Annotated in this window: 11 protein-coding genes; 7 read left to right on the top strand and 4 right to left on the bottom strand. The window is 50.9% G+C overall.

Annotated elements, in window-relative coordinates:
• On the top strand, positions 1-425 hold a 425-nt coding region (locus G491_RS0109845; protein ID WP_028314474.1), incomplete at its 5' end, for an electron transfer flavoprotein subunit alpha/FixB family protein.
• Positions 426-733: 308 nt separating this feature from the next.
• Positions 734-1,762, top strand: a complete 1,029-nt coding sequence (locus G491_RS0109840) for a cohesin domain-containing protein (protein WP_084511469.1) — start codon at positions 734-736, stop codon at positions 1,760-1,762.
• Between the two features lie 69 nt (positions 1,763-1,831).
• Here the strand turns inward: G491_RS0109840 and G491_RS35400 are convergent, their stop codons facing one another.
• Positions 1,832-3,535 carry a YncE family protein gene (locus G491_RS35400; protein WP_157468151.1) on the bottom strand — a complete coding sequence of 568 codons (1,704 nt, stop codon included), beginning with the start codon at positions 3,533-3,535 and terminating at the stop codon, positions 1,832-1,834.
• A 185-nt stretch (positions 3,536-3,720) separates the two neighbouring features.
• Here G491_RS35400 and G491_RS36525 point away from each other — a divergent pair, with 185 nt between their 5' ends.
• The 5 genes from G491_RS36525 to G491_RS0109800 all read left to right on the top strand — a co-directional run bounded on the left by G491_RS36525 (position 3,721) and on the right by G491_RS0109800 (position 11,614).
• A complete protein-coding gene (locus G491_RS36525) occupies positions 3,721-3,852 on the top strand; it encodes a hypothetical protein (protein ID WP_282705983.1) in 132 nt (43 codons plus the stop codon).
• 225 nt (positions 3,853-4,077) lie between these two features.
• Complete coding sequence (locus G491_RS0109820) at positions 4,078-5,580, top strand: hypothetical protein (RefSeq protein WP_028314470.1); 1,503 nt, start codon at positions 4,078-4,080, stop codon at positions 5,578-5,580.
• 393 nt (positions 5,581-5,973) lie between these two features.
• Positions 5,974-7,161 carry a hypothetical protein gene (locus tag G491_RS0109815; protein ID WP_157468148.1) on the top strand — a complete coding sequence of 396 codons (1,188 nt, stop codon included), beginning with the start codon at positions 5,974-5,976 and terminating at the stop codon, positions 7,159-7,161.
• A complete protein-coding gene (locus tag G491_RS0109810) occupies positions 7,158-8,747 on the top strand; it encodes a hypothetical protein (RefSeq protein ID WP_028314468.1) in 1,590 nt (529 codons plus the stop codon). The genes G491_RS0109815 and G491_RS0109810 overlap by 4 nt, the downstream gene beginning before the upstream one ends.
• Before the next feature lie 1,067 nt (positions 8,748-9,814).
• Positions 9,815-11,614, top strand: coding sequence for an AMP-dependent synthetase/ligase (locus tag G491_RS0109800; RefSeq protein ID WP_028314467.1), 1,800 nt, complete (start codon positions 9,815-9,817; stop codon positions 11,612-11,614).
• Positions 11,615-11,673: 59 nt separating this feature from the next.
• On the opposite strand, the gene G491_RS0109795 is transcribed toward G491_RS0109800, so the two are convergent.
• The 3 genes from G491_RS0109795 to G491_RS0109785 all read right to left on the bottom strand — a co-directional run bounded on the left by G491_RS0109795 (position 11,674) and on the right by G491_RS0109785 (position 14,625).
• On the bottom strand, positions 11,674-12,726 hold the full coding sequence (locus G491_RS0109795; RefSeq protein ID WP_028314466.1) for an START domain-containing protein: 1,053 nt from the start codon (positions 12,724-12,726) through the stop codon (positions 11,674-11,676).
• Between the two features lie 107 nt (positions 12,727-12,833).
• Positions 12,834-13,382: a response regulator gene (locus G491_RS0109790; protein ID WP_028314465.1), complete on the bottom strand. Its 549-nt coding sequence runs from the start codon at positions 13,380-13,382 to the stop codon at positions 12,834-12,836.
• Between the two features lie 31 nt (positions 13,383-13,413).
• Entirely contained in the window at positions 13,414-14,625 is a 1,212-nt protein-coding gene (locus G491_RS0109785; protein WP_028314464.1) for a PAS domain S-box protein, read from the bottom strand.
• Between the last annotated feature and the right edge of the window lie 99 nt (positions 14,626-14,724).

Genomic DNA, 14,724 nt, shown 5'->3' with positions numbered 1-14,724 from the left:
TAGGCCGAAAGTATCTGGAAACCGTGGCTGCCGAAGTGGGCGACGTGGACATCACCAAGAGCGAAGTGCTTTTGTCCATCGGCCGCGGCATCGAGAGCGAGGACAACCTGGAAGCGGCGTTCGACCTGGCCAAGATCATGGGCGCGGACGTATCCTGCTCCCGTCCCATCGTGGACTCCAAGTGGTTGGAGCACGCCCGTCAGGTGGGCACCTCCGGCCAGACGGTCAAGCCCAAGGTTTACATGGCCATGGGCATCTCCGGCGCTTTCCAGCACTTGGGCGGATTGAAGGGCAATCCTTTCATCGTAGCCGTCAACAAGAATCCCAAGGCCCCCATCTTCCAGGTGGCGGACGTGGGCATCGTGGGCGACATCCTGGAAATCATGCCCGAAATGCAAGAAAAGCTCGAAGAAATGAAGGGCTAATCTTTTACCAAAAGCGATACCTGGTATTCAACCGGCTGTAATGCAGCCGGTTGCTTACCGACCATATCTTAAGAAAGGGCTTTGCGCGACTGCAAAGCCCTTTCTTTTTTAAATACCCTGCTTGACCTAATAAAAGACTTCTTTTCCACTTATTTTGGATTGCGCTATCCTTCCAAACATTTCTCGTCATAAGTTGGACAAATTACAATTTTTGTTGTATTCAATTAACTCGACCTTGAAACGCCAGCATATAGAGGATTTTGTAAGTTTTCTTTAACGATTCTCATAATTCCTCACCATAAAGCCTGATGAAAATGAAAAAGTTACTTATACACCTATACTGGTGCTATTTTGTCTTCATAGCGGCAGCGTACAGTGCGGACATTGTTATTGATACCGTACACGGCGCTAACGGGGATCAAGTAGTTTTCACTATGTCCGTTCAAAATGCTCCAACAGATGTTAACGCCGCCATTATGGATGTCAGCTACGATACTTCTTCTTTATCCTTTGTGAGTTGCCAACGGGGGGACCTGGCGACCAATGGATATCCCATGTTTTTAGTCAATGAGTACGAACCGGGCACTGTGCGAATAGGGGCTGTAGACCCTTATGAAAGCGGTATCTCGAAAGGGGACTCCGGCATTTTTCTGACTCTAACTTTTGATGTTACAGGGGAAGAAGACAGCAGAGTTCGCTTTATCGGGCTAAAAGACGATTTGAACACATGGAATGCAGGCTCAGGGCATTTTATTTATACTGGAGCCTCCCAAGAAGAAACAGAAGGGCTTTCTGAGCAAACACAGGTGGATGCAGAAGAAAGTATTAGTGTGGATAATATTGATGAAAGCGGCACCGCATTCGGTTCCTCAGTCTCAAACATAAAAGCTGAGACGGATCCAAGGGTGCCCGAACTGAACGGTAGGACGGACAAAATCCCCCCTGAATCAGAGGGGGCAGTAGAAATCGAAGCTGAAAAAGAACGAATTGACGACTACACCAAAATTTCCCGGTCTTTGGACTCTCAGGAGGCGAAGGCTAAATCAGGCCAAAATCAAGCCGTGCAAGGCTCCTCTTCTCTGGATGGAGCTAAACGCGGTAAAAAGGCCGCCGTCCCGGCGCCTACTGTCACACTATCAGGCAAAAATGCACATCCTACCGGCTCTGCCACGTCCGGAGTACCTGAATCCGAGCGCGGAATTCAGGATTTTCAAAAGACATCTTCAAATCCATCCCGCTATATGAATTTTGCAGTGCTAATTCTACAGATTCTGCAACTGGGAGTTTTGTCGGCCATCCTGGGCGTTCAACTAATAATATTGAAAAAAATGAAATGAAAGTTGAGAGGAAATGTTGGACATACCTGTTAATTGCCAATATTGGACCGCCGGCATATTGCTTAACAGCTATGATTTATTAGCATTGCCTGGCTGGGAGCGCTGATAGGTGAACGTTACCAAGCCCTTTTTGAAAAGGGTGATGTATCCCCGATGATTAATATCATCCCAAACCATTTTCCGGCAAAATTTTCCAATATAATGCTTTTCAAGCAACTCGCCCGATTCAATATCAATAATCTCCAAATATCCGGTAATATAACTAAGAGCAAAAAGCAGATCGGCCTGTTCATCTATGGCAAGAGCGCGGACGCCAAACTGGGAGTCAATTTTACGCAAAAGTTTCAAGTCGGGGATTGAGTAAACCCAAATACTTGAACCCGCAAGGTCAGGAACATACAGGTTTTTATGCTTCGGATATAAAAGCATGCGGATATCGGATCCAGGAGCCGCTGTTTCATGTTTGGTTGCGAGTGAATACATATCCAAGGCCATGATGCGAGACGAAAACCCAGGTTTCACATATAGCATTCTGTTGGCATCATCCGGACATATTATTGGATTGGCTTTCATATCTTTTCGGTTAACAACCGCGCCGTCAGACGCCGTAATAGCGTAGATCCAACCATCATCTTCCGAGGACGCAAACAGGCATTCGCTTTCTTTGGAGTAAGCCAGCTTGGCCGTGCCTTTGATTTTTACAGGAAGAAGGATTTCCTTTATTACCGCAAGGCTGGATGAGTCCAAGACTATGAGGCGCGCCGGGCGTAATCCCTCGCCGCCCCTATCTATGTGGAATATTTTTTGGGAAGATTCGTCCAGAATAAAGTCTTCAACTTCGTTGGAAGGGATCACGAAAGGGCGCGGCTCCAGCATGGGATTTGATAGATTAAATGATAGACAGGGCTTTTTGTGCAAAGCCACTTTTTGGCTGACCAACAGTTGCTTTGAAGTCCGATCAATTTGGATGTCGTACAGTTCAGGATCTTTCATAATGAGTACGGCCTGGCTCCATTCAGGCGTAGGAATTGCGGATGAAAACAAAACGCCGAGCAGGGGGAAGGTTATGAGGCATGTTATCAATTGGCCGGATATGATAGCCTTTTTAAAAACTTTATGATTTCCAGGGAAAAGGCTGCCGCCAGCAAGTCCCGCTACTTGAGCGGCTGCAAATACATGCGCCAAGCCGCCCGAGAGTATTATGGCAGCCCCCCTGATTCCCCGGAGGAAACCCTGTCGCCGATAAGGTTCGCGGCGTCCAACCCAAAGAAAATTAAACCCAAAAACCAAATATACTAAGAGGGTGAAACAGAATACGCTTGGCAATGAAATGGAGTTTAAAATCAGAAAAAGCGAAAAAGCGGATAACAGGATTCCTTGAAAAAGCAATCTGACCTTGAAGGAGAACGAACCTTGTTTAGTCGTCCAATGTAGAAATAGGGCTCCTAAAGCCACCACGCCTCCCATAAGAAGCCCAGGCCCTATCGAATTCCAATAACGGACCACGCTTTCAACCATAATGCGATAGATATAGCGTCGAAGCCATATTGCGGCGACATCCCATGATATGGGGGAGCCGTCAATCAGTGATTGTGTGAAATAGGCATTATAATGTATTCCAGTGTATTCCCTATATAGCCCTTCCCATAACATGGGGGTGAGAAAGATCAGCAGTGGAAGTACATACAAGGGAGAAAACAAGATAAAAAGGCCGTAAACACGACGAGCCTTTCCCACCTGTACTCCAGTGGCAATGTCTGTTTTATTTTTCATTATTATTGGTGTTGCAGCATTAATCGAATCCGGATGACATAATACCAGACCCTGTAGCAGCTTGCTTCACCCCCCCCCCCCCCTCATAAATATGATTATATTTTTCGAAAATACCTATCCTTCCGCAACTTGGCAAGCCGTTTTTGGTCACATGTAGATTTTTGATAATTGGGAAATGCCGGAAAATGGCTTGGAGCGTTTCCGGCGCTACTGTTCAAATTTGGTTTTATGAGGCGACGGACGCCTTGGCGGACGCCATCGCATCCAGTGTGTATGACGGGGATGGAACAGCCGTCGTGTTCACTCCGGTTGAATAAAACAGCCAAAATGCCTGAAGAAATGAAGGGCTAACCGCCTTTTTGCTTCGGCGGCCATGCCGCCGGGGTTTCAATATAGAAAAAAAGGGCTTCGCTTTAGGGCGAGGCCCTTTTTTGTTTCGCGGCTAAGCCTGGAATTCCTTTCCGTTCTTTTCCTCAAAGATCTTACAGCTTCTATTGCAGTATTCTTTCAGATCATATACGTAAAGAATAGGAGGGTCAGATATGTTTTATGCTGCAATTTGGCTGCTAAGCCTCATTTTTTGCGGGCTTGTCTTTCATGTTTTCGGGGCGGCCGCGCTTTATCCCAAAAAACAAATCGTTCAAATTTTAGGCATGGGCGTTTATATCCTGACGGTTTTCCTATGGATGCTGTCCATAATTTTAATGTCCATTGGAGTGCTAAAATCCGGGCTGGGGCCTGCCTGGCTTTTTCCTGCGGTTTTATCCTGGGCCATCGCCTTTCCCTGCCTTTGTATGGTCCTGCTCGTCATCAGAAAACGGCTTGGGCTAAAAATCTTTATACCGTTGTTTTTGGCGGCGGGAATAAGTTTATGGGCTGCCGCGACATATACAAACGTCAAGCTGGCTGTCAATAATGACAAGATGCCTGTAGTCATTATTAATGACGCTTTCAGTTTGTATAAAGACCCGTTGGATGAGGCAAGGAATGCGTTTCCTGTTTATCATGAGGTTTTAAAGCGCCTTGCGAGTCAGGAGGAGGATTTGTATTGGGCGGCGCAAATAGTCAAAAGCAGCCCGGATTCCGACGCGGCAAAAGATTTTTTGACCTATAATCAACCGGCCATATCCCAAGTTCACAAGGCCAGCGCAATGCCTGACTATTGTTTCCCCAAGTCCTGCCAGGACTTGCTTGACAAGCAAATCCTGCCCCATCCCAAAAACATAATCAGGCTGTGCGGCATGGCCGCCATGCATCACGCCGCCAAAGGCGAAATGCGTGAATGCATGGAAAGACTGCTGGACGCCAAGCTGTTTTCCGACAGGGTTTTAAGCTCTCCCGGCGGCCCGTATTGGACTGCGGCGGGACTGGACTGCCGGCTTGAAGCCGTAAAAATGCTGGAAGCCTGCATTTATCTTTCCCCCATGGACGCCAAAGGGAGCCCTGCGGACTACCGGTCAATGCGTCCTTACACCAATGAGACAATCGCCAACACCTATTTTGTTGAAATGGCGCAGGATGTTTATCTTATCAGCCAACACGACCTTTTGCGGGAGGGGTTCCCCCGGGTTCTTTTTGAGCTGCTTTTCAAAGAACATCAACGCATGCTTTTACAGGAGCAGTTCGCACAAATGCATGCAATGGCATTGCTGCCCTGCCCGGAAATAGACGCCGCATTTAGAAAGTTCAATACTACACGGCGCAAATGCTTTCTGGATCTGATAAATTGCGGCCATCGCAAGGAAACGCTTTACACCGGCTACCGGGCCTGTTTGGCGGACGACATGGAATCCGCCGCCCTGGCCGTGTGGTCGTATCGGGCTGATCATGGGAAATATCCTGAAAGGACCGACGACCTGGTTCCTGCGTATATATTGGAGATCCCCCCGGACCCGTTCAGCGGAAATCCGTTGATCATGGAATTCCCGGAGGGCGGGGTATCCATCAAAAGCGTGGGGGCCGAACCGGACTTGTTTGAGGCGGCGGAGTTCCACATGGGGACGGCGTATAAAAAGTACAGGCTTAACAAGCGGAAAAAGAGTTGAACCGCCATGATATTTGGATATGTTTTAATTTGGATAGAGCTGATTCTTATTTTCGGGATACTGCTCCATTTTGCATGGTCCTTGATTGAACGTTGCGGAAACGGCCTATTATACAAAACAGCCAGGATTTTGCTCGCGATGGTGTGTCTTACTATTGCAGCAGTCGCCATTGCCTCTTCCTTTTGCTTGTGTAATCGCGGCATATGGCCCACGTGGGTCGTTCCTTCCACTGTATTTGGGACTCTCTTTTCCGGCTGGGTTTATGTTCTGCTGACCCAAAAACGGATTGTTTCCTCGCAGACAAAAATCGCCGTGTTTTTCTTGATTGTATTGGGTTCTTTCGTTTTAACCTGGGGTTATCAAAACGGATGTTTAGCGTCTGAAAATGAAAGGTTGATCCACGACCTTGTCCGGAAAGCCTACGAGCATAACGGAGACCCGGTCAAACCGGAAGACAATGCCTATTTGATTTACCAGCATGCAGGGGAATATCTCAACGAGAATCACCGGCGGGACCTGCTGTCCAGCGATTACGGAGACCCGAGTCACTTTGAAGACGAAGCTATAGAAGCTATTCAAGGCTGCTCATGGATTTTGGGCGAGATGCAAAAGGCGGCGTCCACGCCCGGATACTATCATCCTTTTAATGTGGACGATTTTCTTGACGATAATTTTTTGTCCGACTTTTTCATGCTCATGAAATTTTCCAAAATGTCCGCGGTTTACTTTGCTTATCAAGGAGATTTTAACCAAGCCTCTTTGTATTTAAGAGCCCTGGAGCAGTTTGGGGAAAGGGTTTATGAGCAAGAAGGAACGCTCATAGGAACATTGATGGGCGTTGCGTACTTACAGCATGAACGGTCAGGCGCCGAAAGCTGCCTTTTTCTGGCAGGGGAGCAAGCCTTTCCCGGCGGCAAGGAGCTTCCGGCGGACTTAATGCTTTCCAACGAGGTATTGAGCAGAAGCCTTGATATGGAACTGGCTTTTGTTGTTAACCAATTCGCCCAATACGATGAATCCGAGCATTCGCTGTCTGCTTTGTTTTGGGATATTGACTGGGATTACCCGGAATGGTTGGAGATAATCGATCCTGTATGGTTCATCTTTTACACCTTTACTGCAAACCATCAACTGAAAGCCACTATAACCCACCTCCATCAATTACAAAAAAACTTCCGGACGCCTTGCGATCAGATGTTTAATCGCTGGGAGGATATGCTCGCCGACGCCCCCAGGATGTTCAGGGAGGATTCTGACTCAAATTTTAGCTTGTTAATGTATTCCAACTGCCGGCTTCAGGCCATTCACGATATCAAGCGGACTGCCTGGGCGGTGCATCATTATCGCGTCGACAAGCATACATTTCCAACCTGCGTTGGGGATTTAACTCCGGCATATATTGAAACCATTCCCTTGGACCCATTCACAAACGAGCCTTTGGAATTGGAGTTCATGGCGGAAGGGCTCAGCATCCATTCAATGGGCGTTCCTGATCTGAAAAGCACGGCCATGGAATTCCACATGGGCGCGGCGTACGAAAAATACCGGTTGAACCCGCCGGAGGAAGATGAGGAGATATGATAACAGCAGGCTATGCACTGATTTGGCTGGAATGCCTGGCTTCATGTCTGATGATCCTTGGACTTTTGTTCAGGTGGATCGGCCATATAAAAAGGCTCTGGCTTAAAAGGACGATCGCTATCGTATTGGGGCTGCTGATCCTGGCCGGCGCGATTGCGGGCCTGTCTATAGCTGCCATGGGCTCCCATTTGGGATTGCGGCCAAGCTGGGAGTTTCCATACTGGCTGTCTTTCTTTCTATGCCTTATCCTTAGCGCTATTCTGTTGCGGAAAACGGTGAGGCCATTCTCCCTCCAATTTTTAGCGTTGGGATTGGTTCTGACAATCTGCGGCTTATGGGGTACGGCTTACTTCCTTGGAAATGAACTGGAATTTCGTAATGAGATCAAAGCCGCCGAGTTAACCGCCCAGGCGTACGCCAATCTTCCCGACCCGGTTCCGGATCATGAAAACGCACATGTTGTTTATCAAGGCGTAATCAACGCCATGAGCGAAGATGAAACAAGCCTGTTTTCTTCAACCTTCCGCGATATTGAAAACCTGGACAGCCAGGAATTGGAATCTGTTTTATCCGGCCGAGAACATTGGCTGAATGAGATTAGAAGGGCCTCTTCCCTTTCCGGATATGACGCTCATTTTGATGTAGAGAGCTATTTTATCTTTCCAAAATTTATTAAATTTCGGTCCATGGTTTACCTTTGCGCCATAGCCGCTGAAAATCATGCCCGCAACGGGCGTTTTCAGGAGTCCATGTTGTGCCTGCAGGATATCAAAACCATGTCTGAAAGAATGTACAAACACCCGGGGATTAATCCTTATTGTATAGTGGGGCTGGGGATGAGAAGCATAGGCAGAAACGCCATGGAGAATTGCCTTTATGCGGCGGACTTGTCTTCAGGAGAGGACGCCGCACTTCAAATCCCTCCTTGGGAGACTGCCATCAACGCCCATGACCTGGACGCCGTTCTGGACATGGAACTGGCCTATTACGCCAACCTATTTAAAACATTCGGGGATCAGACTTGCGACGGCGACGCTTTTTATTGGAAATTTCCGTTGGAAGTATTTACAAAATTCGCTGGCGTGACGAACGCCTATTTCCAAATCAACGCTTTTGAAACTCGGCACAACAATTACAAACGAATCGGCCGGCTCCCATGCCACCAAATCGAGGAAGCCTTGGAGGCCTATGAAGCAAGCCGGCCGAGAGACTTTTCAGTAATTGGCGGAGATTATCCTGTGGTGGGCCGCTCCCCTATTGTTCAGAATAAAATGCTGATCATCAACAACATAGAAAAAACGGCCCTGGCTATTTTCGCCTATAGAATCGAGCGCGGCGCATATCCCCAAAACGCCGATGATTTGATTCCCGAATACCTGGAAGCCATCCCGGAGGATTATTGCTCGGGCGGCCCGCTGCAATTGGAATTCATGGAAGGCGGGGTGACTATCCGGTCCTTGACGCAAAAAGGATTTGATGAAGACAACACGCGGCGCTTTTTAAACACCGCCGTGGAATTCCACATGGGGACGGCGTATGAAAAATACAGGCTGGCGGAAAATAATCAGGCCGAGAAGGGCAATTAGCCGCGCAGAGCGCGGTTCGGACAGGCACGGGGGCCTGTCGCTACATCCGATTAATCCTTAGCGGCATAAAAGGTAATGTAGGCGCGCCCCCCTGTGGGCGACATTTGCCGCTGCATTTCCCAATTGGCCCAATGGCTTGTGGGAACAGCGTAGATTCAGGGCTTGCCCTGCTTTTTTTGGTTTTTATTGCCGCCAACGGCGTTCAAAAGCGTCACAGATACCTTTATTTGCTATAATTTCAGATAGTTTAATATTCATTCCCACGCGAAGCATGGGAACAAGAAAAAAAATGAGACGCTAGGTTCCCGACAAAGACGCTCGGGAATGACGGACGGAGAGGACGCCCCTTTTGCGCGCGGGAACCGCGTAACTACAGGGCGAGGGGACCTCGCGACTACTGGCGGGGAAACCCCGCAACTACCGGACAACGGATTTGAATAAAATTGTTCGTCCGCCCATCCTTGGCAATGTCGAAAATCAACCCAGGCCGCACCTTTTGCGCTCCGCGCCCAGGCAAAAAACCGCCTTGCCTGGGCCAGCCGACAACAAGCCGTGCGCGGCAAGCAGCGTCCCACCATTTCTGGCGCGGCAAGCGGCGCACTTGCCACGCATGGGAATCGCATAACGGCAAAATTCGATTTTCTACGCTTGGTTCTTTTTAAATCGTTCGGCGTGGGTTTAAATGCAAAAAGAAAACCTCCAATCCTGTATAATCCCGTTGCAGATTCCGTTGCAGATTCCTTGACGTTCAGCCCATTTCGTGCTTTGGAATCTGTGGACGTTCGGCTCTGAATCTTGCTCTTAAGGCGGGTTTTCCCGGGGCTGTCCGTCTGTTCATAGCTCTTCCAAACGCCTTTTCTCCCGGTCGGTTTGCAGGAGGGGACGCCGCCCTTGGTTTCGGCCCCGGAGGAGCAGGAAATATCGAACCGCGATTATGTTGAACAGGGGATGAATCGGCTTATTGAAGATGCCGATGCTCGGCATCATAACCGCACGTTTGTATTTCGTCATTTACTATTCGCCGGACTAATGGCGTTGTTCCGGCAAAACGTTTTGGAGGAGCAGGCATGGAGAGATATGAAACCCCGAATAATTTGGTGGATCTGTTTGAAGATGCAGTGAAGCGATTTAAAAACAACCCCCTTTTCGGAGTTAAAAATAAGGAGAAAACCGGGCTGGACTGGATGACCTACGGCGAGGCGGGCGCCCGTGTGGACAATTTGCGGGCCGGTCTGGCGCAGATGGGCGTCGGAAAAAACGACGTGGTGGGATTCATCGGCAACAACAGGCCGGAATGGGCTATCAGCGCGTTTGCAACCTACGGCGCCGGCGCCCGGTTCGTTCCCATGTACGAGGCTGAACTGGAAAGCACCTGGGAATACATCATACGGGACAGCGACGTGAAGGTTTTGATCGTGTCCAAGCCCGCAATATTTGACAAGGTTTCCGCCTTCGCCGACCGCACGCCGGGTTTGGAAAGGATCTTCATCATCGAAACTCAGGGCGAAGGCTCCCTATACGAGTTGGAAGCATTGGGCGCCAAGAATCCCGTGGAATCGGTCAAGCCGGATAAATACGACGTGGCCGCCCTGGTTTATACTTCGGGCACCACGGGCGAACCCAAGGGCGTGCTTCTGAGCCACCAAAACTTCTCCTCCAACGCCGCGGGCGGGTATCACCTTTTCACCGAGGTATTGAATGAGGAAGCCCGCAGCCTGTCCATTCTGCCATGGGCTCATTCCTACGGCCAGACTGCAGAGCTATACAACTGGATGCAGTTCGGCGGATCCATCGGGTTCATGGAATCCGTGGAAACGCTGGCTGACGATCTGGCCCTCGTCAGTCCAACCTTTATGATCGCCGTACCCAGAGTGTTTAACAAGATTTACGACGGCTTGCAGGCCAAGATGAAGGAAACCGGCGGCCTGCCCAAAGCCTTGTTTGACATGGGCGTAAAAGCGGCCAAGGAAAAGCGGGAGCTTGCGGCCGAAGGCAAGTCAAATTTTCTGGTGAACCTGAAATTCAAGCTGGCGGACAAGATCGTTTTTCAGAAAATCCGGGACAAGTTCGGCGGACGCCTCCAGGGCGCCCTGACGGGCAGCGCCTTGATGAATCCGGAAATCTCCCACTTTTTTGCGGACATTGGAGTGCCCGTATTCGACTGCTACGGACTCAGCGAGACCTCGCCGGCCGTCAGCATGAACTGTTTTTCAGCCTACAAAGTGGGCAGCGTGGGCAGGCCCATCGAGAACGTCAAGGTGGTCATTGATCAATCGGGCGTGGACGCCATCGGCGACGACGGCGAGATCATCGTATACGGCCCCAACGTCATGCAGGGCTACCACAACAAGCCCGAAGCCACCGCAGCGGCCATGACCGCCCACGGTGGATTCCGCACCGGAGACCGGGGCAGGATCGACGAGGACGGATTCTTGTTCATCACCGGCCGGATCAAGGAAGAATACAAGCTGCAAAACGGAAAATACGTCTATCCCGGCGCCATTGAGGAGGACATCCGTCTGCTGCCCAACGTGGCCAACGCCATGCTCTCCGGGGAAGGCAAAAAATACAACGTCTGCCTGGTGGTCCCGGATTTTGAGGTCCTGGGCGATTACGCCCGGCAAAAAGGCTTGTCCGCCGATCCCTTTGACCTGGTTGAAAACAAGGAAGTCACGGACATGATCGCGGCCGAAATTACGGCTTTCTTAAAAGGCAAGTACGGCGGATACGAAATTCCTAAAAAGTTCATCTTTCTGGCCGACGACTTCACCCTGGACAACGGCATGCTCACCCAAACCATGAAGTTGAAAAGGAAGGCTGTTTTTGACAAGTACAATGACGCGATAGAGGATTTGTATAAGGAATAAAACGAGTGAACAGCGGGGGAGCGCCCCCTTGGATAAGGGCGTATCCCCCGCATATCGGGCTAATTGCTGGCTATGACGCTGCTCCCCTTGAGGTAGGTCTCAATGATTTTGGGCGATGTTTGGCCGGCCTGCTCAGGCCCGTGAAGGATGGTTTCCACCAGCAGATCATCCTTGACCGCGGCCTTGATGGTTTCCTCGCACTGGCCCTGGGCGGTTAAATAGGCGCGCAAAATCCCCTGGACCGCCGTCTTTTTGCTTTCGTCCGAGCCCCAGCCGTATAGTATGGTTTCGCTGGTCCTGCCGTTGTCCGAAAGCAGCACCCCGTCGATATCACGGTCGGCCAGGATCATTTCAATAAAGTCCTGGTCCTGGATGAATTCCCTGAGACGGGCCACCAGGATTTCCTTGACCCTTTTTTTGTTCTCCAGGATGTTCAGGCAGACTTCGCGATCCGGGGACTGCTTGGCGGCCTCGATGTACTTTTCCTTTTTAAACAATGTCTTCAAATTCATGTAAGTGTCGTACATCATGTACTTGGTGGCGATGTTGGCCATCCAGTCCGGAATGGCGCCGGCCAGGTCCGCCCGGTAGGTCTGGATAATGCCGGTCCTCTCCCGGGTGATGAATTCAAAGACGTATTGCCCTTTCAGGGAAGGCATGCGGATGTAGTCGTCGCTTTCCGGGCAGGCGGGGGTGACGATGTTGCGAAAATTCGACACGGCGCGGCCGTGGACCAAGTCGTATTCCGTGTCCGTTCCCAAAGCCAGGTCCCGGTCTTTCAGGGGCCAGGGAAGATTAAAAATATTGTATGTGGAAAAGTGGTTCCGGTCCGTCATTTCCAGCAGGCGGGCTTCCTGGCAATAGGGAAGCCAATCGGCGCAGGCGGGAACATCCCGCAGGGTTTCGCCCACCACTTCGATGGGAGCGTCGACAACCGCCACCGCACGGAATTCAAAGATTCCCGACCCCTCCACCTTGCGGGAATAGGCTTTGATGCCGTTTTTATCCATGACCAATTCCCATTCTCCGTATTGGGTTTCGGCCATGCACAAAGGGGCGGCCGCTATAAAGGCGGCCGCCAGAAGCGCCAGGAGAATCAAGGCCTTTTTCATAGTAAATCTCCTCGTCTGGTAAAATTGTATTTAAAAAAAGGACCCGCTTTCAGGCTGCGTCAGGACGGTTCAGGCTTAAGAAAGGGGTAGGGCCGCTGTTCGTTTCCTCAGCCTCCGCAGTCGGGGCATAGGGTTGCATTCACTTTGATTTTTTCGCGTTCCACCAGGTAATCCTCCAGATCCATCCAGTCTCCGGCGCCTGGCTCTCTGCCCCGATCGTCCCGGATTTTTTTACACTCACAGCAGACGGGCAGGATTTCCTCATAAGCCCGGATTCTTAGCCTGAACTCCCTCTTTTGCAGGCATTTTTTCACGCGAAAATGAATTTCTTCGGGTTCGGCGGGCTTGAGGAGAAAATCGTCCGCCCCCAGCCTTAAAGCCTCGATGGCGATGGACACCTTGCCATATCCGGTGAGGATGATCACCATAGTATCGGGATGGCGGCTTTTGGCCGCCTTAAGCACCTCCAACCCGCCCACCTGCTCCATGACAAGGTCAGTCAGAACCAGGTCAAAGGATTGCACGGTCAACAGTTCCAGGGCCGCCTCCCCGCCGGAGGCCGCCGCGACCCTGTATCCTCTCGATTGCAAGTCGCGTGCGATGGCGTTTCTGATATAATAATCATCCTCCACCAGCAGTATTGAATAATCAGGCATAACTCATCCTAATAATATTGGATAATTGGAATCAGGCGCCGGGACGCCTCACCGGAAGTTCTATGGTGAACAAGGCGCCGCCCTCGGGGGAGGCGCCGGCTTTTAAAGAGCCGCCATGGTCCGCGATAATGGACCAGGACATGTGAAGGCCGCCGACGTCTTCGGCCCCGCCCCCGGGGCGTAAATAATTGAAATCAAAAATGCGTTGGCAGTCCTCCCTGGACAGGCCAGGCCCGTTGTCGGACAACTCGATAATGATTCTATCCTTTTTTCTCCGGGAAGTCACACTGATTTCTCCGGGCGCATCAGGAGAACCCGTTCTGATTTCCACGGCGGCGCAGGCGTGATTCAACAAAATAAACAGGGCGTGCTCCATCCTTCTGGACCATGCCATGGTAAACGGAATCTGGGTGGAAAGGCTCAGCGCAGTGCGGATGCCTTTCCTTTCGAACCTGGATCTGAAAAGCCGGAACACGTTGACAATGCTCTGGTTCAGGTTGACTGCCCTGAGCATTTCATTGACGGCCGGGTCCAGGGAGGCGATCATTTTCGCCGCGTCTTTCAGGCGAGCGGCGGCCTCGGTGAATTTGGCCCAAAAAGGCCCTAACTCCGGTTCTTCCTTGGCCATATTATCCAGCGAGGATATATGGTCCTGGGTTTCCCGCCAGGCCTGGGCAAACTCCCGGGCCAAAAATACGGCCTGCTGCCCGGCCGACGCCATCTGACGGGACCACACCAACTCCTGCTGCTGCATCCTTTCCCTGGTGATCTCCGAAGCAAGGCAACGGACTCCGCCGGCGCCGGTCATGACATGGACCGGCGATCCGGTCACCCGGAACCAGACGGGCGAACCGTTCTTGTCCAGAACCCTGTACTCGCCCGTTTGGGGAGAATGGACGAACACCCGGCTCAACTGATTGAGCGCCCGCTCCTGGTCCGGCTCCAGAATAAATTCGCGCAAACGCCGCCCTATCAGTTCGTCCGGCGAATAGCCCAGGGCGCTTTTCACCGCCGGATTAACCTGGATAATCTCCCCCCGTGAGTCCAGAGTGAAGACGATATCCTCCATCCCCTCGATCAAGGACTGATAGCGGGCTTCGCTGATCTCCCAGGCCTCCTGGACGGCCTGTCTGCGCATGCTTTCCATATGCAGGCGGGTCTCGCAGGACTCCAGCCTTTCAACTAGGGATTCCTGGTCCGGCGACAAGGCTTCTCCTTGACTGGCGTCGGCCGTTGCTTCCATGGCGCAGGCCTTCGTTTTATTGGTTTATTTTAAGGTGCATTCCCAATGAATAAACAAAGTTAAATAAATCCCGCTCCCATTGGACGCAACCGTCTATAC

The sequence above is a fragment of the Desulfatibacillum aliphaticivorans DSM 15576 genome (assembly GCF_000429905.1).
Taxonomy (GTDB): Bacteria; Desulfobacterota; Desulfobacteria; order Desulfobacterales; family Desulfatibacillaceae; genus Desulfatibacillum; species Desulfatibacillum aliphaticivorans.
Note: the sequence above shows the minus strand (reverse complement) of the source record. Positions and strands in the feature narration are given on the sequence as shown.